The 22,735-nt window shown below is 59.6% G+C and carries 20 protein-coding genes and 2 pseudogenes; 13 read left to right on the plus strand and 9 right to left on the minus strand.

Translation table 11 applies throughout. The annotated features are described in order from the left end of the window. Position 1 precedes the first annotated feature (1 nt). The 3 genes from AAEO81_RS17905 (at position 2) to moaA (ending at position 4,146) form a co-directional block, all read left to right on the plus strand. Complete coding sequence (locus AAEO81_RS17905) at positions 2-1,054, plus strand: ABC transporter substrate-binding protein (protein WP_341964558.1); 1,053 nt, start codon at positions 2-4, stop codon at positions 1,052-1,054. A 327-nt stretch (positions 1,055-1,381) separates the two neighbouring features. Further along, positions 1,382-2,731, plus strand: a complete 1,350-nt coding sequence (locus AAEO81_RS17910) for a cation:proton antiporter (protein ID WP_341958325.1) — start codon at positions 1,382-1,384, stop codon at positions 2,729-2,731. Positions 2,732-3,147: 416 nt separating this feature from the next. Beyond that, positions 3,148-4,146: a GTP 3',8-cyclase MoaA gene (moaA, locus tag AAEO81_RS17915; protein WP_341958326.1), complete on the plus strand. Its 999-nt coding sequence runs from the start codon at positions 3,148-3,150 to the stop codon at positions 4,144-4,146. Here the strand turns inward: moaA and AAEO81_RS17920 are convergent. Then, the gene (locus AAEO81_RS17920; RefSeq protein WP_341958328.1) at positions 4,143-5,429 is read right to left on the minus strand and encodes a nitrate- and nitrite sensing domain-containing protein; all 1,287 of its coding nucleotides are present in this window, start codon (positions 5,427-5,429) and stop codon (positions 4,143-4,145) included. The two genes, moaA and AAEO81_RS17920, sit on opposite strands and share 4 nt — an antisense overlap. A gap of 333 nt (positions 5,430-5,762) precedes the next feature. On the opposite strand from AAEO81_RS17920, the gene AAEO81_RS17925 reads away from it, so the two are divergent. The 3 genes from AAEO81_RS17925 to AAEO81_RS17935 all read left to right on the plus strand — a co-directional run bounded on the left by AAEO81_RS17925 (position 5,763) and on the right by AAEO81_RS17935 (position 8,474). Then, a complete protein-coding gene (locus AAEO81_RS17925; protein WP_341964559.1) occupies positions 5,763-6,422 on the plus strand; it encodes a DUF3800 domain-containing protein in 660 nt (219 codons plus the stop codon). A gap of 221 nt (positions 6,423-6,643) precedes the next feature. Then, positions 6,644-7,741 (plus strand): hypothetical protein, encoded by a 1,098-nt coding sequence (locus tag AAEO81_RS17930; protein ID WP_341958330.1) that lies wholly within the window; start codon positions 6,644-6,646, stop codon positions 7,739-7,741. 370 nt (positions 7,742-8,111) lie between these two features. Next, positions 8,112-8,474 (plus strand): histone-like nucleoid-structuring protein, MvaT/MvaU family, encoded by a 363-nt coding sequence (locus AAEO81_RS17935; protein ID WP_166597733.1) that lies wholly within the window; start codon positions 8,112-8,114, stop codon positions 8,472-8,474. A gap of 468 nt (positions 8,475-8,942) precedes the next feature. Here AAEO81_RS17935 and AAEO81_RS17940 read toward each other — a convergent pair. Then, positions 8,943-9,573, minus strand: a pseudogene (locus AAEO81_RS17940) (DUF4946 domain-containing protein). 69 nt (positions 9,574-9,642) lie between these two features. Here AAEO81_RS17940 and gloA point away from each other — a divergent pair. Next, a complete protein-coding gene (gene gloA / locus AAEO81_RS17945) occupies positions 9,643-10,170 on the plus strand; it encodes a lactoylglutathione lyase (RefSeq protein WP_341958332.1) in 528 nt (175 codons plus the stop codon). Positions 10,171-10,385: 215 nt separating this feature from the next. On the opposite strand, the gene ahpF is transcribed toward gloA, so the two are convergent. Continuing rightward, entirely contained in the window at positions 10,386-11,948 is a 1,563-nt protein-coding gene (ahpF, locus tag AAEO81_RS17950) for an alkyl hydroperoxide reductase subunit F (RefSeq protein ID WP_166597730.1), read from the minus strand. Between the two features lie 146 nt (positions 11,949-12,094). Beyond that, entirely contained in the window at positions 12,095-12,658 is a 564-nt protein-coding gene (ahpC, locus tag AAEO81_RS17955; RefSeq protein WP_166597729.1) for an alkyl hydroperoxide reductase subunit C, read from the minus strand. Between the two features lie 313 nt (positions 12,659-12,971). Between ahpC and AAEO81_RS17960 the strand changes: the two genes are divergently transcribed. Next, positions 12,972-13,688 carry a DNA-binding protein gene (locus AAEO81_RS17960; protein WP_341958338.1) on the plus strand — a complete coding sequence of 239 codons (717 nt, stop codon included), beginning with the start codon at positions 12,972-12,974 and terminating at the stop codon, positions 13,686-13,688. Here the strand turns inward: AAEO81_RS17960 and AAEO81_RS17965 are convergent. From AAEO81_RS17965 to galU, 3 genes and pseudogenes are all read right to left on the minus strand, one after another. Continuing rightward, a pseudogene (locus AAEO81_RS17965) lies at positions 13,685-15,319 on the minus strand (response regulator); the annotation flags it as partial. The gene AAEO81_RS17960 and the pseudogene AAEO81_RS17965 overlap by 4 nt on opposite strands. A 170-nt stretch (positions 15,320-15,489) precedes the next feature. Further along, the gene (gene gorA, locus AAEO81_RS17970; RefSeq protein WP_341958339.1) at positions 15,490-16,845 is read right to left on the minus strand and encodes a glutathione-disulfide reductase; all 1,356 of its coding nucleotides are present in this window, start codon (positions 16,843-16,845) and stop codon (positions 15,490-15,492) included. 109 nt (positions 16,846-16,954) lie between these two features. Next, positions 16,955-17,824: a UTP--glucose-1-phosphate uridylyltransferase GalU gene (gene galU / locus AAEO81_RS17975; RefSeq protein WP_166597725.1), complete on the minus strand. Its 870-nt coding sequence runs from the start codon at positions 17,822-17,824 to the stop codon at positions 16,955-16,957. A gap of 363 nt (positions 17,825-18,187) precedes the next feature. Between galU and AAEO81_RS17980 the strand changes: the two genes are divergently transcribed. Further along, positions 18,188-18,373: a hypothetical protein gene (locus tag AAEO81_RS17980; protein WP_166597724.1), complete on the plus strand. Its 186-nt coding sequence runs from the start codon at positions 18,188-18,190 to the stop codon at positions 18,371-18,373. A 161-nt stretch (positions 18,374-18,534) separates the two neighbouring features. Then, on the plus strand, positions 18,535-18,816 hold the full coding sequence (locus AAEO81_RS17985) for a hypothetical protein (protein ID WP_341958342.1): 282 nt from the start codon (positions 18,535-18,537) through the stop codon (positions 18,814-18,816). A 39-nt stretch (positions 18,817-18,855) separates the two neighbouring features. On the opposite strand, the gene AAEO81_RS17990 is transcribed toward AAEO81_RS17985, so the two are convergent. After that, positions 18,856-19,212 carry a hypothetical protein gene (locus tag AAEO81_RS17990; protein ID WP_166597722.1) on the minus strand — a complete coding sequence of 119 codons (357 nt, stop codon included), beginning with the start codon at positions 19,210-19,212 and terminating at the stop codon, positions 18,856-18,858. Between the two features lie 170 nt (positions 19,213-19,382). Between AAEO81_RS17990 and AAEO81_RS17995 the strand changes: the two genes are divergently transcribed. From AAEO81_RS17995 to alkB, 3 genes are all read left to right on the plus strand, one after another. Further along, the gene (locus AAEO81_RS17995) at positions 19,383-19,688 is read left to right on the plus strand and encodes a DUF1883 domain-containing protein (protein WP_166597721.1); all 306 of its coding nucleotides are present in this window, start codon (positions 19,383-19,385) and stop codon (positions 19,686-19,688) included. A gap of 81 nt (positions 19,689-19,769) precedes the next feature. Then, positions 19,770-19,949, plus strand: a complete 180-nt coding sequence (locus AAEO81_RS18000; protein WP_166597720.1) for a hypothetical protein — start codon at positions 19,770-19,772, stop codon at positions 19,947-19,949. 16 nt (positions 19,950-19,965) lie between these two features. Beyond that, positions 19,966-20,643 (plus strand): DNA oxidative demethylase AlkB, encoded by a 678-nt coding sequence (gene alkB, locus AAEO81_RS18005; protein WP_341964560.1) that lies wholly within the window; start codon positions 19,966-19,968, stop codon positions 20,641-20,643. Positions 20,644-20,849: 206 nt separating this feature from the next. On the opposite strand, the gene AAEO81_RS18010 is transcribed toward alkB, so the two are convergent. Further along, positions 20,850-22,670, minus strand: a complete 1,821-nt coding sequence (locus tag AAEO81_RS18010; protein WP_341958345.1) for a glycoside hydrolase family 15 protein — start codon at positions 22,668-22,670, stop codon at positions 20,850-20,852. Positions 22,671-22,735: the final 65 nt, after the last annotated feature.

Below are 22,735 nucleotides of genomic sequence, written 5' to 3' on the forward strand. Positions count from 1 at the left end.
CATGAACAGCGTCAAACGTTTCGCCCTCACCGGGCTGTCTTGCGTCCCGCTCGCCGCGTTATTGGCGTCGGGCACGGCACAGGCGGAAACCACGCTTTACCTCGGCATGAACGGCGGCACCATGGAGCGCCTGTACGCCGATCAAGTGCTGCCAGCGTTCGAGAAGGCCAACAACGTCAAAGTGGTGATCGTACCCGGGACGTCGTCCGACATTCTGGCCAAGGTGCAGGCGAGCAAGGACAACCCGCAGATGCACGTGATGTTTCTCGATGACGGCATCATGTACCGGGCGATTTCCATGGGCCTGTGCGGCAAGCTGAAGCCCAGCGCGACGCTGGCGGACATTCCGGACAAGGGCAAGATCAAGGACGAAGCGGTGGCCGTGAGCCTCGGCGTCACCGGCCTCGCGTACAACACCAAAATGTTCCAGGAGAACGGCTGGAGCGCCCCGACGTCGTGGGGCGACATGGCCGACAAACGCTACAAGGACAAGCTGGTGTTCCAGTCCCTGGCGTCCTCGACCTTCGGTCTGCATGGCTTCCTGATGTTCAACCGTTTACAGGGCGGTGACGAGACCAACGTCGAACCGGGCTTCAAGGCCTGGCCAAAAACCGTCGGCCCGAACGTGCTGGAATACATCGCCAGTTCGGCGAAGATTTCCGAGATGGTACAGACCGGCGAAGCCGCGTTGTTTCCGCTGACGCCAACCCAGGTGACAGCACTGAAACTGAAGGGCATCCCGGTCGAATACGCCCCGCCGAAAGAAGGCGCCGTGGTGTTGAACGTGGCTGAATGCACCATCGCCAACAACGACCAGCCGGAACTGGCGCAGAAGCTCGCGGAATTCCTGCTGACCCCGGAAGCCCAGGCCCCGGCGCTGGAATTGGGCGACCAGATCCCGTCCAACCCGAAAACCCCGACCAGCGACCGCACCCGTGGCCAGGTCGAAGCGATGAACAAATACCTGGAAACGGCCGTGACCATCGACTGGGACAAGGTCAACCTGATCCGGCCCGAGTGGAACGCACGCTGGAGCAGGACAATCGAGCGGTAAAACGGGCTGACAGCGGAGCGAGGGTCAGTCTGACCCATCGCTTTCGCCGCCGTCGTCCCTCCGGCGTCTCCCACAAGGTACGTTCAAGTCTTCAGGATCGTGATGCAGGCCCCCTTTCGATATGAGGGGTTCAAGGCGATCACTGCATGGCGAAACGCTACAAAACCTGCGGAAGACGCTGGAGGGACGACGGCAGCGAAGACGTTGGATCGGGCAACGTCCAGGCATCAGGCCAACCCCATCTTCTGCCCCTTAACATTCTTTATAACTATCCCCCACCCGCACAGTCACACAAAGAACCCACTCCTTCACGCTCGATGAGGCCGGATGAGTTTTATTCTTTGCATGACCGTGCTGGGCGTCCTTCTGATGCTCCTGGCGTTGACCTCTTCCTACCTGCGCTGGCTGCCTGTCACTACGTCGGCGGTGTGTCTGGCGTTTGGGGCGTGCATCGGCCCGTGGGGGCTGGATATAGTGCAGCTGGACGTCCGTGAATCCCGGCACTGGCTGGAACGCCTGACCGAAGTCGCGGTGCTGTTTTCGCTCTTCAATACCGGCATCAAACTGCGCTTGCCACTGCACCGCTCGGCCTGGCATTCGGCCTACCTGCTGGCGGTGCCGGTGATGCTGGCGACCATCGTCGGCGTCTGCCTTGCCGCGCACTTCCTGTTGGACCTGCCATGGGCCGTGTCGCTGCTGCTGGGCGCCATGCTCTCCCCGACCGACCCGGTGCTCGCCGGTCTGGTGCAGGTCAATAACGCTCAGGATTTTGACCGCGTGCGCTTCGGCCTCTCGGGGGAAGCCGGGCTTAACGATGGCAGCGCGTTCCCCTTCGTGATCTTCGCCCTGCTGTTCCTCACCCACGGCACCGCCGATTTCAACTGGGTGCAGGGCTGGCTGCTGAAAAACATTCTGTGGGGCGTGCCCGTGGGCCTGTTGCTGGGCTACGGATTGGGGCGCGGCGTCGGTCACCTGATGATCTACCTGCGCATCAAGAACGCCGACAGCACCACCTCGCCAAACGATTTTCTCGCGCTGGCGCTGATCGCCATGGCCTACGCCATCGCAGAAGCATTGGGCGCGTATGGGTTCCTGGCCGTGTTCGCCGCCGGATTGGGCCTTCGCCGGGCCGAGGTGCGGATCACCCAGTCGGAAGTCCCGTCCGAACACGTCGCCAAACCAGTGCTCGGGCACATGGACAGCGACCCCCAGGCCGCCACGGTGACCGACCACGAAGAACTCTCCGAATCGCAACTGGCGGCCGGGGTGATGATGGGCGATATGCTCGCGTTCGGCAGCCTGGTGGAGCGCGCCATGGAGGTGCTGCTGATCACCCTGCTTGGAGCCGCCATCGCTTTTTATTGGGACTGGCGCGCGCTGGTGCTGGGCCTGGCATTGTTCTGTGTGATCAGGCCGTTGAGCGTCTGGCTTCTGATCAGTCGACGCCTGCTCAGCCGTCCGCAAAAGGCGCTGGTGGGCTGGTTCGGCATTCGCGGCATCGGTACGCTGTACTACCTGTGCTACGCCCTTTCCCACGGCCTGCCGATGGACGCGGTGCCTACCACCATAGGGCTGACGCTTTCGGTCGTGGCGCTGAGCATTCTGTTACACGGCATCAGCATTCAACCGCTGCTCGAACGCTACGAGCGCAGCATGGCGCCAACCGCTGATCGGTGACGCGATAGAGCCGGTCGATCAACTCATCGGAACAAGCGATTGGACGCTCTGGCACGGGATCGGTAGCTTGCTCATCAACTGAACACGTCCGTCCTGGCGATTCTGCCATGTGGCCTGGCGTTGCACTATTGCCCTACGAGGACTGGCGCCCGTCCCCCGAGACCTGACGCATCAAGACCGGACGCTTGAACACTGCCCTGACTTCCTCGGCAACGCGGTGGGGGGTGCAATTTTCGTCGGGCTGGCGTATTACGTGTCTTACTTGAAGGCCATTGAAGCCTCGGCGACGGATGCCAAGGCCACTCGCCTTGAACAACCGGCCAGCCAAAAATAATTTAACGATTCCTGCGTGCGACGATCCGAATGGACTGACGCACGTTTTGCTTCTGCCACGCCACACGCTGTCGAGAAACGCAATGTCTGATCGGGTTCTGCTGGACGGGTTTTCACGCAAGGTCGATTACGTTCGAATGTCGGTGACGGATCGCTGCGATTTCCGCTGCGTGTATTGCATGGCCGAGGACATGACCTTCCTGCCCCGTCAGCAGATTCTCTCGCTGGAAGAAATCCAGCAGATCGCCGAGCGCTTCGTCGAGTTGGGCACCAAAAAAATTCGCCTGACCGGTGGCGAGCCGCTGGTGCGTGCGGGCATCGTCGGTTTGTGCAAGAACATCGCCGCCCTGCCCGGCCTGCGTGAACTGTGCATGACCACCAACGGCTCGCAGCTGGACAAGCTGGCGGCGCCGCTGTTCGAAGCCGGACTCAAACGCCTCAATATCAGCCTCGACAGCCTCGACCCTGCGCGCTTCAAGGAACTGACCCGTACCGGTGACTTGAGCAAAGTCATTGCCGGCATTGATGCGGCCAACGCAGCCGGGTTCACCCACACCAAGTTGAACTGCGTGGTGATGCAAGGGCGCAACGATCACGAAATCAATGACCTGGTGGCCTTCGCCATCGATCGCGGCCTGGACATCACCTTCATCGAAGAAATGCCGCTGGGCATCATCAGCGAACACAGTCGTGCCGAGTCGTTTTTCTCCAGTGATCAAGTGCGCGAGCGGATTGCCGAACGCTACACCCTGATCAACTCCACGGAATCGACCCAAGGCCCGTCGCGCTATTGGCGCCTGGCCGAAGCCCCGGACATCCGCGTCGGCTTCATCTCACCCCACAGCCACAACTTCTGCGCCACCTGCAACCGCGTGCGAGTGACCGTGGAAGGCCGCTTGTTGCTGTGCCTGGGCAACGAACATTCCGCCGACCTCAAGGCCGTCCTGCGTGCCAATCCCGGCCAGCCGGAAAAGCTCGAAAGAGCCATCGTCGACGCGATGAAACTCAAACCGTATCAGCACAATTTCGAAATCAACGATGACGTGCAGGTGGTCCGGTTCATGAACATGACCGGCGGCTAACGCCTTACCGACCGAGCGGCTACCCGATCCAGCAACGCCTGCGCCACATCGACCATGCGCTGCCCGCAATCCATGGACGACACGCGCAAGCGCTCGTACGCGTCGTTCTCGGTCAGCTGGAATTCATCCATCAATAAACGCTTGGCCCGCTCCACCACTTTCCGCTCGCTCAACGCTTTGCGGGCCTCGTCGCGCTCGTCGTTGGCGCTCATCAGCCGTTGGGTCTGGGTCTGCAGCATATCGAGGACCGAACGCCCGACGTGATGCCCCAAGCCGTCTTGCGGCGGGCTGTCCAGATCAACCGCCTGTACGTTGAACAGCACGGCCTGATCCAGGCAACCGGCCGTTTCCAGACTGATCAAGCGGTTCAGCAAGGTCCGGTGATTCTCCAGATCCGCGCGGGCTTGCTTGATGCTCGCCTGACAACTCTGCAACAGGACCTCCGCCAGACGGGTCTCCACGGCGCGCATGGCATCGATGCGCAAGGTCGCGAGCTCAAACCACATCGGCGACAGCGCGGGGTCAACGCGTTGGCTTTCCGATGTTTTCAGCGCCACGCCTCGCAAACGAGACACCTGAGCGGTTGTCTCACCCGCCTGTTGGTTGCGCCACAACGTCGCGGCGTCATTCTCGCCAAACTCGATGAACGTCTGGAAACACCGTTCCTGACCGTGCACCAGGTGCTCGATCCGCCCGCGCAACGTCGCGTCGAAGAAGCCCGCCGAGAACCCGGCCACCCCGGCTGCCCGTTCTTGTCCAGCCAGTTCCTTGCCTTGCATGAAGTTGAACAATGCCACCAGCACCCGTGTGATCTGCGGATCGACCGCCGTGTCTGCCGCTTCGAACACCACGGCCAGCAAGCCGCCGATCAGCCGGGTCAACGCCGTCGTGGCGTCCACCGCCGTCAACCGCTGATCACGAATACGCCGGCGCAAACCGGGCAACTCATCCAGCGCATGCATCACGAACGCCAGCCGGTTGAACAACCGCGCGCGATCAGACGCCGCATGCGGCTCCAGGTCGATACCTTGAAAAAACGTCACCACTTGGTGCTCGATCGCTCGCGCTTCGGCACTCAGCGCATCAAGTTGGGGCAGATGGTGCGCGTCAGGGCACCCGAGATACACATTCGAATACCCGCGCTCGCGTTGAAGCACATGGACCAGCCTGCTGATGGACGTCACCAGCTCGCAGGTCTGCGCTAACCCTTCAAGCCCCGCCAGCTCACTGCGTCGGGCAGCCAGCATGAAACGCAGGGCGGGAGGCATGTGGGTGTCGGTCATGGGCATCGGGGTCTTGAGAGGACGATGAAGGGGGCTATGCAAGACCGGGGCCTTCGAGGTGTTGCGGTGCCGGGGGGGGGAATATTCCTACATGATCTGTCGTTTCCGAAACACCGTCATATGTATAGCGATGGGTTGACTCAAGTTTCAGATCCGGTAGCCTTCCGTTCCGCAGGTGGGTAAATCCTGAATCACCGCGAAGTGCCGAATGCAGGCGCATCGTAAGCACGCTATAAGCGACGCCGGCTTCAGGGACCGCCACTTTTTCCGATAGCTCCTTCCGAGGGGCTATTTTTTTGCCCATGTGAAACGGATTTCACTGTGAATTTTTATATGGACGAAAGTGGTGACTTGGGCTGGTCGTTGCTCCAGCCCTACACCAGTGGCGGCTCCAGCCGGTTTCTGGTGATCGCCAGCGTCGGCGCGCCCAACGATCTCGACGTCAACGTCAATCGCACTGTTCGCCAGCTTTACGACCGATTTGGCTGGAACACACGACGTGAAAAAAAGTGGACGGACATGGGCGTCAAAGCTCGCCTGGCTTTCGCGCAGGCGGCGCTGAGCCTCAAATGCAGAAAACCGGATATTCAATACAGAGCGATAGTGGTCCGGAAAGCCGAGGTGGCCGCGCATCTGCGACGCGATGGGAATCTGCTCTACAACTTCATGACGAAGGAACTGTTGGTCGATGAGATGTCCAGGCACGACTCCGTGCGACTCGTCCCGGACCCTCGCTCACTCAAACAGCAAAGCGGCAACAGCCTGCCCGAGTACCTCAGAATTCAGCTCCTGTTCGAAAAAAATGTGGACACTCGACTGCATTACCATCCCGTCGATAGCTGCCACAGCTTGCATCTGCAATTTGCCGACATGCTCGCTGGCGTGGTCTCAGCTCACTACGAGTTCGGTGAACAGCTAGGGTTCAATCTGCTGAGGCCCGCCTTTACCGAGCTCAAGGAACTGCAACTGGGTGCGCCTTCCTGCGAGGCTTGAGCTCGCCAGCGGCAGGCCTTGCCAAGGCGTAGCGCACTCAGGCTCGCTGCCGCCGGTAAGCCGGGGCTGCGCTCTTCCAGGCCTCTCGCCAATAGCTGGACGATTCTGCGCCCGGCAACTCGCGAATCGCGACCGGCCAGAACCGGGGGTAAACACCATTCCCGTTTGACACCCGCCCACGACTCCCCGAAGCTGCTGTCCACGCAGAAACGGAAATCGGTATGTCAAAAGCGTCTTCGCAGCACTCTCCACGGCATTCGAACGCCCGGCGCCGCTGGAAGATAGCGATTACAGCCGTCATCGTCGCGACGGTCGTAGCCCTGGGATGGCTTGTGCGCGCCTGGCATGCACCGCCCCCGCCGCCCGTCGTCAATCACAGTTACGCCGAAGCCCTTGAACAGGCCCATGACGGCAAACCCGGCGCAGCTCGCGTCCTTTATCAGCAATTCAGCCGCACTGACCTGTCCGACATTCGCAGGGCGGGTTTGCTCGTTGAGCTGGCGAATTACCCCAGCGCACACGCTTTGAAAATTCTCGATGCGGACCTCAAACGTCAGGTGCCGCTGGTCCAGCAGGCCGCCATCGACACGGTCACCGCCATTGTCCCCGAAGCCCAGCGCAGCCTGCTGATCGGCCCTTTGCTGGACGACCCCGACCAAGGCGTTCGCTTCAGCGCCGTTCGTGCCTTGCAGGGCCTGACGCCTGACGATATCGGGCTTTATTACGGTGCTCTCCAGGAAGCCGCCGAGCAATACGAAAGCACCCTCGCCTCTCAGCCGCCCAGCGGCCAGAGCCAGTTGCAACTGGCGAAACTGCTGATCAATCGTGGCGAAGTTCGTCGGGCCGCAGACGCCCTCGATCTGGCATTGAAACTGGAACCCAATAACCTTCAGGCGGGCCTCGCCCAAGTGCAACTGCTGGACCAACAAGGGGAAGCGGACCGATCCCGGCAGCTGTTGGCGACGCTGCAAGAAAAACACCCGCAATCCTCGCTGTTGCAGCATGCACTGGGCCAGTGGCTGTTGCGTCACCATCAAAATGAGTACGCATTGCTGGCATTGGCCAAAGCGGTGGAGCTGGAACCCGAAAACACCGCCTATCGGTTCGAACTCGCGGTCGCGCTGCACGACTTACAGCAGGTCGAACCCGCGCAACGACAACTGGAAGACATCCTGCAACGTCAGCCCGCGAATCGCAGCGCGAGGATATTGCTCATCCGCTACTGGAAGGAAACGGGGCAATTGCAGAAAGTACAGGTATTGCTCGCCGAGCTGGAGCAGTTGAACCCTGATGATCCGGCGCTTCAACAGGGGTTATAGCGAACAGGGCCACTTGTGGCCGTCGCTGCCGGACTGTTTCCAATAGCCGCGTAGTTTGAGAAATTACTTACAAAGATAAGCGTCGCTCGCGCGTCAATTGTCAGACGTGATTGTAGTGAGCCTCAAGTTTCATATAACAAATGCACGCTGCCTATTTTCCAACTCGGAAAAAACGTGCATTATTTACCCCGTAGCGAATCACAACTACCCCGTGGTCCACGGAACGCTGACTGATCAACGTTAGTTTCTTCATCCGCAGACATTGTCAAGGCGCAGAGGGGTCGTCACACAATGAGCACAAGGCCTTTAATTACGTCTATGTTGCTTGCGTCGGGCTGACAACAGCCATTTACCGCCGGAGTACTATTTTTTGTCCAGACTTGCCGAGTTTCGCGCAGCAGAAAAAGCCCTTCAGGAGCAGCTGGCTCAGCTGGAGAACCTGAAGAATGATGCAGGGCTGAAAAAAGAGATCGAATTCGAGCAGAAGCTCCAGGCCTTGATGAGCACCTACGACAAGAGCCTGCGTGACGTCATTGCCATTCTCGATCCAAATCCGTCTGCTACCGCCGCCGCACCTGCGGGCCCTAAACGCCGCCGTGCGCGCGTAGTCAAGGTTTACCAAAACCCGCACACCGGCGAATTGATTGAAACCAAGGGCGGCAATCACCGGGGACTCAAATCCTGGAAAGAGCAATACGGTGCCGAAACCGTGGACAGCTGGCTACGGGGTTGATCGATAACGCACTCAGCCGTTGCCTTATAAGAAGCCCCTCCCCAGGGGCTTTTTTTATGGGCCGACCGTTGCACCGAAGCAGGCATTGCTCACGGATTCAGCATGAATACCGTGAACACTGCCGCCGTGCCTGACATCGTTCAATAACGTTCCAATGAGTGATAACGCCCAGCTGATTACATACACCGGGCACTCTGCGCTGTGCCGTGCCGACATCGATATAAATGAGTAATGCGTGAGTGTTATTACTGACATTGATAGTACAAGCCGAACTAAGCCTGTACAGGATTCAGATCAATCTATTCTCAAAATAGCGGGCTGAGGGCTGAAGCAGGTAAATGTCTTCACGTTTTTTTCACACCCAATTCTACAGGATGAAGACTGCTAAAGGATTAGCGCCCCATGCCCGCTTCGGCGGGCTTCTTTATGCCTGTCTTTTATGCCTGCCCTTTTCGTTACGAGGGGGCCTCATGGCACGGCGTTGAGTCGCAAGCTGTCCCTGATACGCATGACTTCATCCTTGTTCGCGGCATAGCCATCGGCTGAACCTGCATAGGACAACGACCACGCCGTTTCTTTATTGGCCGCCGCCACCAGCGTCTGCGTCATGACATGGGCACCGTTCTGGGTAATGGTGCAGGTCGTTTCCATGGCCGGAACGTCGCTCAAGGTGCTGGCTTTCATTTTCGTGCAAACGCTCTGAAAGCCACCCCGCACGAAATTGACTTGGACCGCCTTGCGCATCTCCAGCAGCACACCTTCAACGTTGACTTCGTGTCCGGGTTGCAAGCGGGTCTGAGTCAACTCGACGACCATGGCGGGATCACCGTTGTCATGGTTTTTCACCGCCCGCTGACGGATTTGGACCGATGGCCGGTCAGGGCTGGACTCCGGCTGTGGAAGGGCTTCGACTTCCCAGTCACTGGGCCAGACGATCATGGCATCCGCGGCCAGCGCGGCGTTCGCACCCAAGGCCAGACACAGACCTGTCAAAGCAAACATACGGAACATGGAAAACATGAGCGATACCTGAACGTCGAGCCCGAAAGTTTGAGCCACGCTCGCTATGCCGACAAGGCCTGCGACACTGAAGACGCACTTTCGGGTTTGGCTCGGCGTCTGCGTCCCGTATCATGGTGCAACATTTACAGGATTACCCGGAGTCATCATGAGTCTGCACGAACTGAACACATTTCCCGGCGTCACTGCTCAGCCGGACGCCGCCACGGCCCAATTCGTGTTCAATCACACCATGTTGCGGGTCAAAGACATCACCGCTTCGCTGGACTTCTATACCCGTGTTCTGGGTTTCAGTCTGGTGGAGAAGCGCGACTTTCCCGAAGCCGAATTCAGCCTGTACTTCCTCGCTCTGGTGGACAAGGCGCAGATCCCGGCCGACGCCGCTGCCCGCACTGTCTGGATGAAAGGCATTCCTGGCATTCTTGAATTGACCCACAACCACGGCACCGAAAACGACCCCGCTTTTGCCTATCACAACGGCAATACTGACCCGCGCGGTTTCGGCCACATTTGCATTTCAGTACCTGACGTTCACGTGGCCTGCGCCCGTTTCGAAGCGCTGGGCGTGGACTTCCAGAAACGCCTGACCGATGGCCGCATGAAAAGCCTGGCGTTCATCAAAGACCCGGATGGCTATTGGGTCGAAATCATCCAGCCAACGCCGGTCGCCGAATAATCGTTCGCCGGGCTGGACACGGATTCTGGCCGAAGGCCGTAGGAGCCGGCTTGCTGGCGAATGCGTCGGGTCAGCGACATGGATGTCACTGATCCAACGCTTTCGCCAGCAAGCCGGATCCCACAGGCTCGAAAGCGTTTGAATCGGCTGAACACGAAAAAACCTCATGATGGCTCATGAGGTTTTTTTGTTTTTGCGGGTGATTCAGTCAGCCATCACGCCGGAGCGCTGGTGCGGATCAAGTGATCGAAAGCGCTCAGCGAAGCTTTGGCACCCTCGCCCAACGCAATCACGATCTGCTTGTACGGCACGGTGGTGACGTCACCGGCAGCGAAGATACCGGGAATCGAAGTTTCGCCACGGTTGTCGACCACGATCTCGCCACGGGGCGACAACTCGATGGTGCCTTTCAGCCATTCGGTGTTCGGCAGCAAACCGATCTGCACGAAGATCCCCTCCAGCTCGACATTGATTTCTTCGCCGGTGATGCGGTTTTTGTAGCGCAGGCCGTTGACCTTCTGCCCATCGCCGGTCACTTCACTGGTCAACGCGCTGGTCAAAACGGTCACATTCGGCAGGCTATGCAGTTTGCGTTGCAGCACAGCGTCCGCACGCAGCGAGCTGTCGAATTCCAGCAAGGTCACGTGAGACACGATCCCGGCCAAGTCGATCGCCGCTTCCACACCGGAGTTGCCGCCACCGATCACCGCCACGCGCTTGCCTTTGAACAGCGGGCCGTCGCAGTGCGGGCAGTACGCCACGCCTTTGTTGCGGTACTGCTGCTCACCCGGCACGTTCATTTCGCGCCAGCGAGCGCCGGTCGCCAGAATCACGGTTTTGGATTTCAGCACGCCGCCGCTGGCGAACTTGACCTGATGCAGCGCGCCATCCTTGCCCGGAATCAGCTGATCGCCGCGTTGCAGGTTCATGATGTCGACTTCGTATTCCTTGACGTGTTCTTCAAGGGCAACGGCCAGTTTCGGACCTTCGGTGTGTTGGACCGAGATGAAGTTCTCGATGGCCATGGTGTCCAGCACCTGACCGCCGAAACGCTCAGCGGCCACACCGGTGCGGATGCCTTTGCGCGCGGCGTAGATCGCTGCCGCGGAGCCGGCCGGGCCACCACCGACCACCAGCACGTCGAAAGCGTCTTTGGCGTTCAGCTTCTCGGCCTGACGATCACCGGCACTGGTGTCGATCTTGGCCAGAATCTCTTCCAGATTCATGCGGCCCTGGGCGAACAGTTCGCCGTTCAGGTAGATGCTCGGCACCGACATGATCTGACGGTCAGTGACTTCTTGCTGAAACAGACTGCCTTCGATGGCCACGTGCTGCACGTTTGGATTCAGCACGGCCAGGAGGTTCAGCGCCTGAACCACGTCTGGGCAGTTCTGGCAGGTCAGCGAGAAGTAGGTTTCGAACTTGAAGTCACCGGTCAGTGCACGGGCCTGCTCGATGGTTTCCTCGGTGGCCTTTGACGGGTAGCCGCCGACTTGCAGCAGCGCCAGCACCAGCGAGGTGAATTCGTGACCCATTGGCAAGCCGGCAAAACGCAACTTGATGTCTTGGCCCGGGCTGTTCAGGGCGAAGGACGGCGTGCGTGCATCGCTGCCATTGGTGTCGAGGGTGATCTGATTGGAGCTGCTGACGACGTCGTTCAGCAGGGCCAGCATTTCCTGGGATTTAGCGCCGTCATCGAGGGACGCGACGATCTCGATTGGGCGAGTGATACGCTCCAGGTACGATTTCAATTGAGCTTTAAGATTGGCGTCCAACATGATTCGGCTTCCTTTTCTTCACATTCAGGGTCTGAACTGCAGTGCTTGAAATAAAAACGCCCAGGCGATGACCGCCCGGGCGTTTTTTGGGGGCGATGCGGTTTACGTGCTTATGGGCTCATCGCCCCCGGTCCTGACATGAGGACTTAGATCTTGCCGACCAGGTCCAGCGAAGGTGCGAGAGTGGCCTCGCCTTCTTGCCACTTGGCTGGGCAGACTTCGCCTGGGTGAGCAGCGACGTACTGAGCGGCCTTGATTTTGCGCAGCAGCTCGGAAGCGTCACGGCCAACGCCGCCGTCGTTCAGTTCAACGATCTTGACCTGACCTTCTGGGTTGATCACGAAAGTACCGCGGTCAGCCAGGCCTGCTTCTTCGATCAGCACGTCGAAGTTGCGGGAGATGGTCAGGGTTGGGTCACCGATCATGGTGTACTGGATTTTGCCGATGGCTGGCGAGGTGTTGTGCCAGGCAGCGTGAGCAAAGTGGGTGTCGGTGGACACGGAGTAGATTTCAACGCCCAGTTTCTGGAACGCGTCGTAGTTGTCAGCCAGGTCTTCCAGTTCAGTCGGGCAGACGAAGGTGAAGTCGGCTGGGTAGAAGAACACCACAGACCATTTGCCTTTCAGGTCAGCATCCGAAACTTCAACGAAAGCGCCGTTTTTGAAAGCAGTAGCTTTGAACGGTTTTACTTGGCTGTTAATGATAGGCATCGGGTGGATCTCCTTAGGGTTGTTGAATAACTGCATTTGAATTCGATGGGAAGGATCTTACGCACAACCTCCGATTAAGGCTCATTGGCAAACCTGATATCGGCGATTGGTTTTCGCTATGAAGGCACACTATAAATAGAAGAAATCAGTGACACCTTCGCGAACCCTCGGTCATGGATTCCACTCCAGCCTAACCAGTTCCTCCTTCGATGTTCAAGCCAGTGCAGACAAGCTTCACAGAATGACGCAAAATGCCGCGTTTTGATGGTATGTAATCCGTGATACGTACCTGCCTCATCTTTCAGGAGTTGTCATGTCCCGAAGCGGCGTTAACAAGGCTGATGTGCAGGCTGCACGTCTTTCGATCATCGCTCGGGGCGAACACCCCAGCATCGATGCAATACGTATCGAACTGGGTAACACCGGCTCCAAATCCACCATCCATCGCCTGATGCGTGAGCTCGACGGACCGACAAACGTCCCTTCTCCGGCACCGATCGATGACGAGCTGAACAGCCTTGTCGCACGGCTGGCGCAACGTTTGAAAGCCCAGGCGCAGGAACAGCTCGACGAAGCGCTGGCCCGACTCGACGCTGAAAAGAAAGCCATGCAGGACGAGTTGAACAGTGTCGAGCGCCGCCTTGCCGACTTGATCGAGCGACACGCTGCGCAAACGACGAAACTCGGCACCCAGACCGCGACCCTGCTGGCGACTCAAAAAGCCCTGCAAACGGAACAGAAAGAGAATGCGCGACTGACCCAAGCAGCCCACGACAGCGCTGCCAGGCTGCAAGACAAGGACGATCAGATCCAGGCGCTGAAAGACCAGCACTTGCAAGCCCACACTCAATGCGCGCTGTTACAGGAGCGTCTGCAGAATGCCCTGAGCGAGAGCGAGAAGATTCAGTCGCGCCTGACCGAGCGCGATCAACAGAATCGCGTGCTGGAGCTGATTCTGATCAAGACCGAGGTCGCGCTGGAGAACTCGCGCGCAGGGCGTCCAGACGGCCAGGAGACGCCGCAGACCTAAGGCGCTTCGATCAGCCCGCGAACCCGCTGGGCCAGGTCATCGATGCTGAACGGCTTGGTCAACATGTCCATCCCCTGCTCCAGAAAATCGCCACGCACCTGGGCGTTTCGAGCGTAACCGGTCATGAACAGCACGCGTAACTGCGGCCGATGCTGGCGAGCGATTTCTGCCAACTGCCGGCCGTTCATGCCGGGCAAGCCGACGTCGGTGACCAGCAGATCGATGCGCCCCGCGTCCTGCAGATACGGCAATGCCGAGGGGCCGTCAGCGGCGACCTCCACCGAGTAACCCAACTCACGCAACACATCGACCACCAGCATGCGCACGTCGGGTTCGTCCTCGACCACCAGCACCCGCTCACCCTGCCCGGCCCTCGGCGTCGCGGCATCCTCAGGCGGCGGCAGGTGCCGCCCGGCGGATTCAAAATGGCACGGCAAGTACAAATCGATCCGCGTGCCCCGGCCTTCGACACTGTCGATCTGGACCTGCCCGCCGGTCTGGTTGATAAAGCCATACACCATCGACAAGCCCAGCCCCGTGCCCTGCCCGATCGGCTTGGTGGTAAAGAACGGGTCGAACGCCCTGGCGATGACCTCGGCCGACATGCCGGTGCCGGTGTCCTGCACGCTCAGCCGCACGTAGTCCCCCGGCGTCAGGGCGTCATGCAAGACAGCGACATGAATGACCTCGGTCTGGATCAGCAAACGCCCACCCTCGGGCATGGCATCCCGTGCATTGATCACCAGGTTCAGCAACGCGTTTTCCAGCTGGTGCTCATCGGTGTTGGTCAATCGCAGCGCGCTGTTCAGGTCGATTTCCAGCTCGATGCTTTCGCCCACCGTCCGGCGCACCAGTTCCTCCATCGACACCACCATCTGGTTGACGTCCACGGGGCGCGGGTCCAGCGACTGGCGACGGGCGAACGCCAGCAACCGATGGGTCAAGGACGCGGCACGGTTGGCCGAACTCATGGCCGCTTCGATATAGCGGTCGATTTCCGACACCCGCCCCGCCGCCACCCGACGCTGAATAAGGTCCAGCGCGCCAAGCACACCGGTCAACATGTTGTTGAAGTCATGGGCGATGCCACCGGTCAACTGGCCGATGGCGTCCATTTTCTGTGCATGACGCAAGGCTTCTTCGGCCTGCGCCCGTTCACTGATTTCCACTTGCAGGCGCTCGTTGATCTCGGCCAGCTCACGGGTGCGCTCTGCCACGCGCCGCTCCAGGCTTTCGTTCAACTCGCGCAACGCATCTTCGGCGCTGACCTGCGCCGTGATGTCGGTGCTGGTCCCGAGCCAGTAGGTGATGTTGCCCTGCTCGTCGCGGATCGGCAGCGCGCGGCACAGAAACCAGCGGTACAACCCGTCCTTGCCCCGCAGTGGAAAGGTGTCTTCCCAGATTGAGCCCGTGGCGAAGCAGCGGCGCATGCGGGTGTCCACGCGTTCCAGATGGTCAGGGTGATGCAGTGAACGCCAACCGAGGGCCATCATCGCTTCGTGTGAGGTGCCGGTGTAGCTGTACCAGCGAGCGTTGTACCAATAGATCTTGCCGCTGGGGTCGGCGATCCAGGCCAGCTGGCTCATGTTGTCGGCCAGGGTACGGAACTGACGCTCGCTCTCACGCAGCGCATCAGGGCGGGTCGACGCCTGATCGTGAGGGCCTTGGTCGTCAGTGGTTTGGCCGTCAGGCGCGATGGGATTCAGGGGCATGGATGCCGGAAAACTCTTGCTGGTCAAAACGGGTCCATCCTTCAACGATTGCAGGTCCGTGCCTCATCCATGAGGCCGGGAATCAAACACTAACGGGTGACGGTGCGCATCGTGACGAACTCTTCGGCGGCCGTCGGGTGCACACCGATGGTGTCGTCGAAAATCTGCTTGGTGGCGCCAGCCTTGATGGCGATGGCCATGCTCTGAATGATCTCGCCAGCATCCGGCCCGACCATGTGGCAGCCCAGCACGCGGTCCGTCTTGGCATCGACCACCAGCTTCATCAGCGTACGCTCCTGATTGTCGGTGAGGGTCAGCTTCATCGGACGGAAACGGCTCTCGAATATCTGCACATCGTAGCCGCCTTTTTTCGCTTCTTCCTCCGTCAGCCCGACTGTGCCGATATTGGGCAAGCTGAAGACGGCCGTGGGTATGTGACGGTAATCGACCGGGCGGTATTGCTCCGGCTTGAACAGGCGCCGAGCCACTGCCATGCCTTCGGCCAGGGCCACCGGCGTCAGCTGTACGCGGCCAATGATGTCACCGATGGCGATGATCGACGGCTCGCTGGTCTGGTAGTTGTCATCAACCTTGATGAAGCCTTTGTCGTCGAGCTCGACGTTGACCGTCTCCATGCCGAGATTGTCGAGCATCGGGCGCCGGCCGGTGGCGTAGAACACGCAATCGGTGTTGAACGTGCTGCCATCGTTGAGGGTCAGGTCCAGCGTGCCGTCGGCGAGCTTCTCGATCTTTTCGATCTGCGAGTTGAAGCGCAGCGCCATGCCGTGCTTGGTCAGCTCCTCGCGCAAATGCTCGCGCACGCCGCCGTCGAAGCCGCGCAGGAACAGCTCGCCGCGGTACATCAGCGTGACGTCGCTGCCCATGCCATTGAAGATGGAACCGAACTCGACGGCGATGTAGCCGCCACCGACCACCACTACGCGCTTGGGCAGTGTGTCGAGGAAGAACGCTTCGTTGGAAGTGATGGCGTGTTCACGGCCCGGAATGTCCGGAATCTGCGGCCAGCCACCGGTGGCGATCATGATGTGTTCGGCGGTGTGCACCTGGCCGTTGATTTCCACCTCATGGGGCCCGCGCAGTTTTGCGTGCCCTTCCATCAGCGTCACGCCGCTGTTGTTCAGCAGGTTGCGATAGATGCCATTGAGGCGGCTGATTTCCTGATTCTTGTTGGCGATCAGGCTGGCCCAGTCGAATTCGGGCTCGCCCAACGTCCAGCCGAAGGCTTTGGCGTTTTCGAAGTCCTCGGAAAAATGCGCGCCGTACACCAACAGTTTCTTGGGCACGCAGCCGACGTTGACGCAGGTGCCACCCAGATAGCGGCTCTCGGCGACCGCAACACGGGCCCCGAAACCTGCTGAAAAACGCGCGGCGCGCACACCACCGGAACCGGCACCGATGACGAAAAGGTCGAAGTCGTAGCTCATTAATTTCTCCTTGGCAGGAGGGCTAGCATAACCACTTCGACGCGCTCGGCAAGGGTTGGCGCGCAGAAACGACAAAGCCACCCGAAGGTGGCTTTGTGCTGCGATACAGTTACTTGGCCTTGGCAGGCACAGCCACTGGATCCAGGGACGTGCCCGTCTTGTAGAAGTGCTCGAAGCAGAAGTTGGTGGCTTCGACGTAGCCTTCTGCACCACCACAGTCAAAACGACGACCCTTGAACTTGTAGGCCAGCACATTACCTTCGGCAGCCTGCTTCATCAGCGCGTCGGTAATCTGGATTTCGCCGCCTTTGCCTGGCTCGGTCTGTTCGATTTTCTCGAAGATGTCCGGGGTCAGGATGTAACGACCGATGATCGCCAGGTTGGAAGGCGCGTCTTCCGGTTTTGGCTTCTCGACCATGTCGGTAACGCGGAACAAGCCCGGCTTGATTTCTTCACCGGCGATCACGCCGTACTTGTTGGTTTCGTTCGGATCGACTTCCTGAATCGCCACGATCGAGCACTTGTACTGCTGGTGCAGCTTGACCATCTGCGCCAGCACACCGTCGCCTTCCAGGTTCACACACAGGTCGTCCGCAAGTACCACAGCGAACGCCTCGTTACCGATCAGCGGACGACCACTCAGAATCGCATGGCCCAGGCCCTTCATTTCAGTCTGACGGGTGTAGGAGAAACTGCACTCATCGATCAATTGACGAATACCAACGAGGTATTTCTCTTTGTCGGTGCCTTTGATCTGGTGTTCCAGCTCGTAGCTGATGTCGAAGTGGTCTTCCAGCGCGCGCTTGCCGCGACCGGTCACGATGGAGATTTCGTTCAGACCCGCAGCCAGTGCTTCTTCCACGCCATATTGGATCAGCGGCTTGTTGACAACGGCCAGCATCTCTTTGGGCATGGCTTTGGTCGCTGGCAAGAAGCGAGTGCCGTAACCGGCTGCAGGGAACAAGCATTTCTTGATCATATAAGTCCTTGATGGGGCTGGGGGTGTTGCGGCGCAGTCTAATCAGGAGGCGATCACCTTACAATGCCCCCGCCACTGGCCGATTCGATGTCTTGGTAGAGGAACGGCCGCAGAGATAGTTCCGTTCAGTTTTCGATATTCCGATCACCGAACGCGCAGAGACGTATCGTGGATATCGCGCAAACGATCAACCGCGAGGCGCCCCGCTCTCCCTCTGTCACGTCATCCATACGCAGGCATCCGGTCCCGCGAAACGACCGTTAAATGACAGACTCAAGCGTAGCCGCGATCATTCGTTTGCGTAGGAAAATAATGCTATTACGCCGTATCATGGCCGCCTGAATCACTTGTCGAGATGGATCGATGTCGGAAGTCAAAAGCGTAAACGGTTACCAGATCAAGAAACTGCAGGATGGCCAATGGTGGCTGGTAGGTCACGATGAAGAAGCCGTGGCAGGGCCTTTCACCAGCGAAAGCAGCGCCATTGAAGTCGCATCGGTCTTTCAGGACACCCCGGCACCCCGTCGTCGCGCCGACAAGAAGTCCTGACTTCGTAACCCGGTTCAGGCCTTCGCAATGGGGCCTGAATCTTTACTGAACCGCTCAGGTGTCGAGAAAAAAAGGTTCAGTGATGCCGGAACGATGGCACAGCAGCTCAGTCTCAGAAAGGCTGATTATTCAACCCCGGCCCTCATCGTGAAGCATTCGAAATGACCAAGATCCTGTTCGTCCTCGCCGTACTGGGCCTTACCGGCTGCGCGACCGCGCAAAGCACTTACCTGAAGAATGGCAACCAGGCCCTGAGCATCGATTGCTCGGGCGAGGCCATGTCGTGGGCCGCCTGTTACGAAAAGGCCGACGCCTCCTGCGCGGGCACCGGCTACAACATCGTCAGCACCAACGGCACACCGCAACCCAAGGAAGCCGACAAGACCCTGGGTGTCGATGTCGGCAACTACAAGACCCGCACGGTGCTGGTGATGTGTAAATAAACGCGCTCCCCTGCCTTTCCCCCGTCACTCGCCTGCTTCTTACTCACCCGAGATACAGGCCGTGACGGCGTGCTGAATGTCCTTGGGCCGCAAAGGGTTGTTACCACCGCTCTCGAACAGCTTGATGGAGCTGCCGCCTGAACGTTTCTCGATGACGACAATAGCGGTCGGCGTCCCGCTGGAAAATTTCTGTGGCACGATCACACGCAAGCCTTCCTTGTGCGGTTCAATCTGGGGCGGCATGCGACTGTCATCGATTCTGGCAACGAAGCACTCGGCGTACTCCTGCGGGTTTTTTCCGGACATCACGCTCATGGTCGCGGGCGAGTGTTCGATGTCAGCGACACTGGCGCAACCTGTCATCGCCAGCGCCAGCATTACAACAGCCAGTTTCATACAATCCCTCCAGTAAAGGTGCTACGACACGTCGACGTTCGATTAAATCCCGACGCTCGCGCTTTTTTTCGTCACGCACCCAGCAATAAAAATCCGCACGGCCATCAACCCAGGGGTCGTCCGTGCTATCGTTTCGGGTTTTCGAGAATGCCCTGTCTCCGGAGACATCCATGAAATTCGTACACCAGCGCGAGCACCTCAACGAAGACGACATGGTCGTCATCGAGTGCTCCCAGCTCTGCAACATCCGTCTGATGAGCGATGCGAATTTCCGCAGCTTCAAAAACGGCGGCCGCCACACCTACCACGGCGGCGCATTCGACCGCTTTCCGGCCAAGATCACTGTGCCCAGTACCGGTTTCTGGAACATCACCATCGACACCGCTGGACGCAAGATGGACAGCCACGGCGGTCGCAAGACCACATTCACCCATTCGATCAAGATCGTGCGACGCACTTCCTCGCGCTTGAGCTGATCACTCCATCACAGGCTGCGTGAACGTTTCGTGCTTTCGTGCAGCCGCCTGTGACCTTTGCCGTTTTCAAGGAATTCTATCGTGAGTACGTCCGCGCCCGTCGTGAAATATGCCATCAGTTACAAGCTCAACGGCGAACGCCGCTTCGAGTTCGCCCTGCTGCAATCCCCGTCCGCTGAAGAAGCGCTGGCCGCGCTGCAGAAAATGCACAGTGGCAGCGATGATGTGATCAGCGACGTGAAAGTCAGCAAGGCGCTGTGACCGGAAGACCGTGATGATGCACCGCAAGGGCACTACCCCCGCGACGCTGGACCTGTTCGCGGAGGACACACCACAACCGCAGGCCAACGAACAGATCGGCCCTCGTTCGTGGGTCCTTCGCGGTTTCGCCCTGCCTTGGGTGAACCGGCTGCTGCCGGCGCTCGACAGCGTGCTGACCCAGGCGCCCTTTCGCCAGATGGTCACCCCCGGTGGGCACGTGATGTCGGCGGCGTTGAGCAGTTGCGGGCGTTACGGCTGGATCACCGATCATCAGGGCTACGCCTATTCCCCCATCGACCCGCAAACCGGCCAACCCTGGCCTGCGTTGCCCAAGGTCTTTCTCGAACTGGCGCAACAAGCAGCGGACGCAGCGGGTTTTCAGGACTTCGTACCTGACACCTGCCTGATCAACCGCTATATCCCCGGCGCGAAAATGTCGCTGCATCAGGACAGGAACGAACGGGGGTATGAATGGCCGGTGGTCTCAGTATCGCTGGGCATCCCGGCGATGTTTCTGTTTGGTGGACACGCGCGCAGCGACGCCACTCAGCGCGTGCCGCTGTTTCATGGGGATGTCGTGGTCTGGGGCGGCGAAGACCGTTTGCGTTTTCACGGCGTGATGCCGATCAAACAGGCTGAACACCCGCAGCTGGGCGAGCAGCGGATCAATTTCACGTTTCGCAAGGCGCGCTGACGACAGACACGATGACGCCAACCTTGCCCGAGACGTCCGAGGCAGTTCACTTTGTGGGAGACGCCGGAGGCACGAGGGCAGCGACAGCGGTCTGTCAGCCTCCCTATCTGTCGCTGATCCACCGCTGTCGCTGCCGTCATACCTCCGGCGTCTCCTACAGGTCCTTCGGCGCAGACATCCGGCGCCATTCTGCAATGGCCTCCCGCTTAATCAACCACCGCATCCGGTTCCGACGCCGCGCGGGTTTTGACCGGACACACGACCCGGTGCAGGTTCAGCGCGGTATTGATGATGCCAATGTGACTGAACGCCTGCGGAAAATTGCCCAGCATGCGTCCGGCCCGTGGGTCGTATTGCTCCGCCAACAGACCCACGTCATTGCACAGACCACACAACCGGTCGAACAGGTCGCTGGCCTCCTGATCGCGCCCCTGCAGCACGTACACATCGGCCAGCCAGAACGAGCAGACCAGAAACGTCCCTTCACTCCCTGAAACCCCGTCGGTGCTGCGCTCGCTGTCGTAGCGCAGCAGCAAGCCATCCTGCATCAAGGCTTTTTCAATCTGCGCCACGGTGCCCGTCACGCGCGGGTCGTCTACGGGCAGAAATCCCGTCAGCGCGATCTGCAACAGGCTGGCGTCCAGCTCCTTGCCGCCGTAGGTCTGCACGAAGCTCCCCAGATCAGCGTCATAACCGTGGGCGCAGACGTCCGCGTGAATTTCATCGGCGATGTCCCGGTAGTGACGCCCGCGCTCGCGGTCTTCCGGGTGGTCGCTCTTGGCCAACACCCCCGCATTGCGGTCAAAGGACACCCACGCCATGACTTTGGAGTGGGTGAAGTGCCGGGGCTCGGAGCGAATTTCCCAGATACCCGCATCAGGCAGATGCCAGACCTTTTCCAGAAACGGCATGATCACCTTCTGGATTTCCGTGCTGCGCGGCAGCCGAGGCAGGCCGCTTTTCAGGGCCTGGGTCATGGCGTCGGCCACTTCGCCGTAGACGTCCAATTGCATCTGCGTCGCCGCCGCGTTGCCAATGCGCACGGGACGGGAGTTCTCATAGCCGCTCAGCCAGGGCAATTGATATTCCGGCAACCGCCGCTCGCCACCCAGCCCATACATGATCTGCACTTGCTCAGGATTGCCCGCCACCGAACGCAGCAGCCAGTTGCGCCAGGCCGTCGCCTCTTCGTAATAACCGAGGTTCATGAACGCCAGCAGGGTCATGGTGGCGTCACGCAGCCAGCAGAAGCGGTAATCCCAGTTGCGCTCGCCGCCCAGTTGCTCGGGCAGCGAGGTGGTGACGGCAGCGACGATGCCTCCCGTGGGCGCATAGGTCATCGCTTTGAGCGTGACCAGCGAGCGCTTGACCTGAGCGGTCCAGGGGCCGACATCAGGGCAGCGGTCCGAAAACTCACGCCAGAAATTTTCGGTCTGTTCCAGCGCCTCCTCAATGTCGAACGCCTCCCGAACCGGCTCATGGGACGCCTGCCATGACAACCCGAACCCCAGCCGCTGGCCAGCTTGCACAGTGAATTGGCTTTCGGTGTGATGGTCCAGCGGGTGTAACTCGGAGGGCGTGTGCAGCACCAGCATCTCCGGCCCCGCAACGGCGGTCAGCACATGGGGCTCGCGCTTTTCGACCCAAGGCACGGTACTGCCGTAATCGAAGCGAATGGCCAGGTCCATGGCGAAATCGACACGGCCTTCCAGACCGATCACAATGCGCACCACGCTGCTCTCTTCGGCCATCGGCATGAAGTCCACCAGTAGCGCCGAGCCGGTGGCAGTGGTGAAGGTGGTTTCAAGGATCAGTGTGCCTTCGCGGTAACGGCGTCGCGAGGTGGCATTGGGGTCAGTGGGGGCAATCTTCCAGCGACCGTTATCGCTGTCGCCCAACAAGGCGGAGAAACAGGCGGGGGCGTCGAAGCGCGGGAAACACAGCCAGTCCAGCGACCCGTCGCGGGCCACCAGCGCTGCGGTGCGGCAGTTGCCGAGCAGCGCGTAATCTTCAATCAGTACAGCCATGGGGTGCAGGTCCCTTCTGGTGTCTTTGAGGTAATGAACCCGCCTGGCGGACGATGAATCTGCCC

The sequence above is a fragment of the Pseudomonas sp. RC10 genome (assembly GCF_038397775.1).
Classification (GTDB): Bacteria; Pseudomonadota; Gammaproteobacteria; order Pseudomonadales; family Pseudomonadaceae; genus Aquipseudomonas; species Aquipseudomonas bambusae.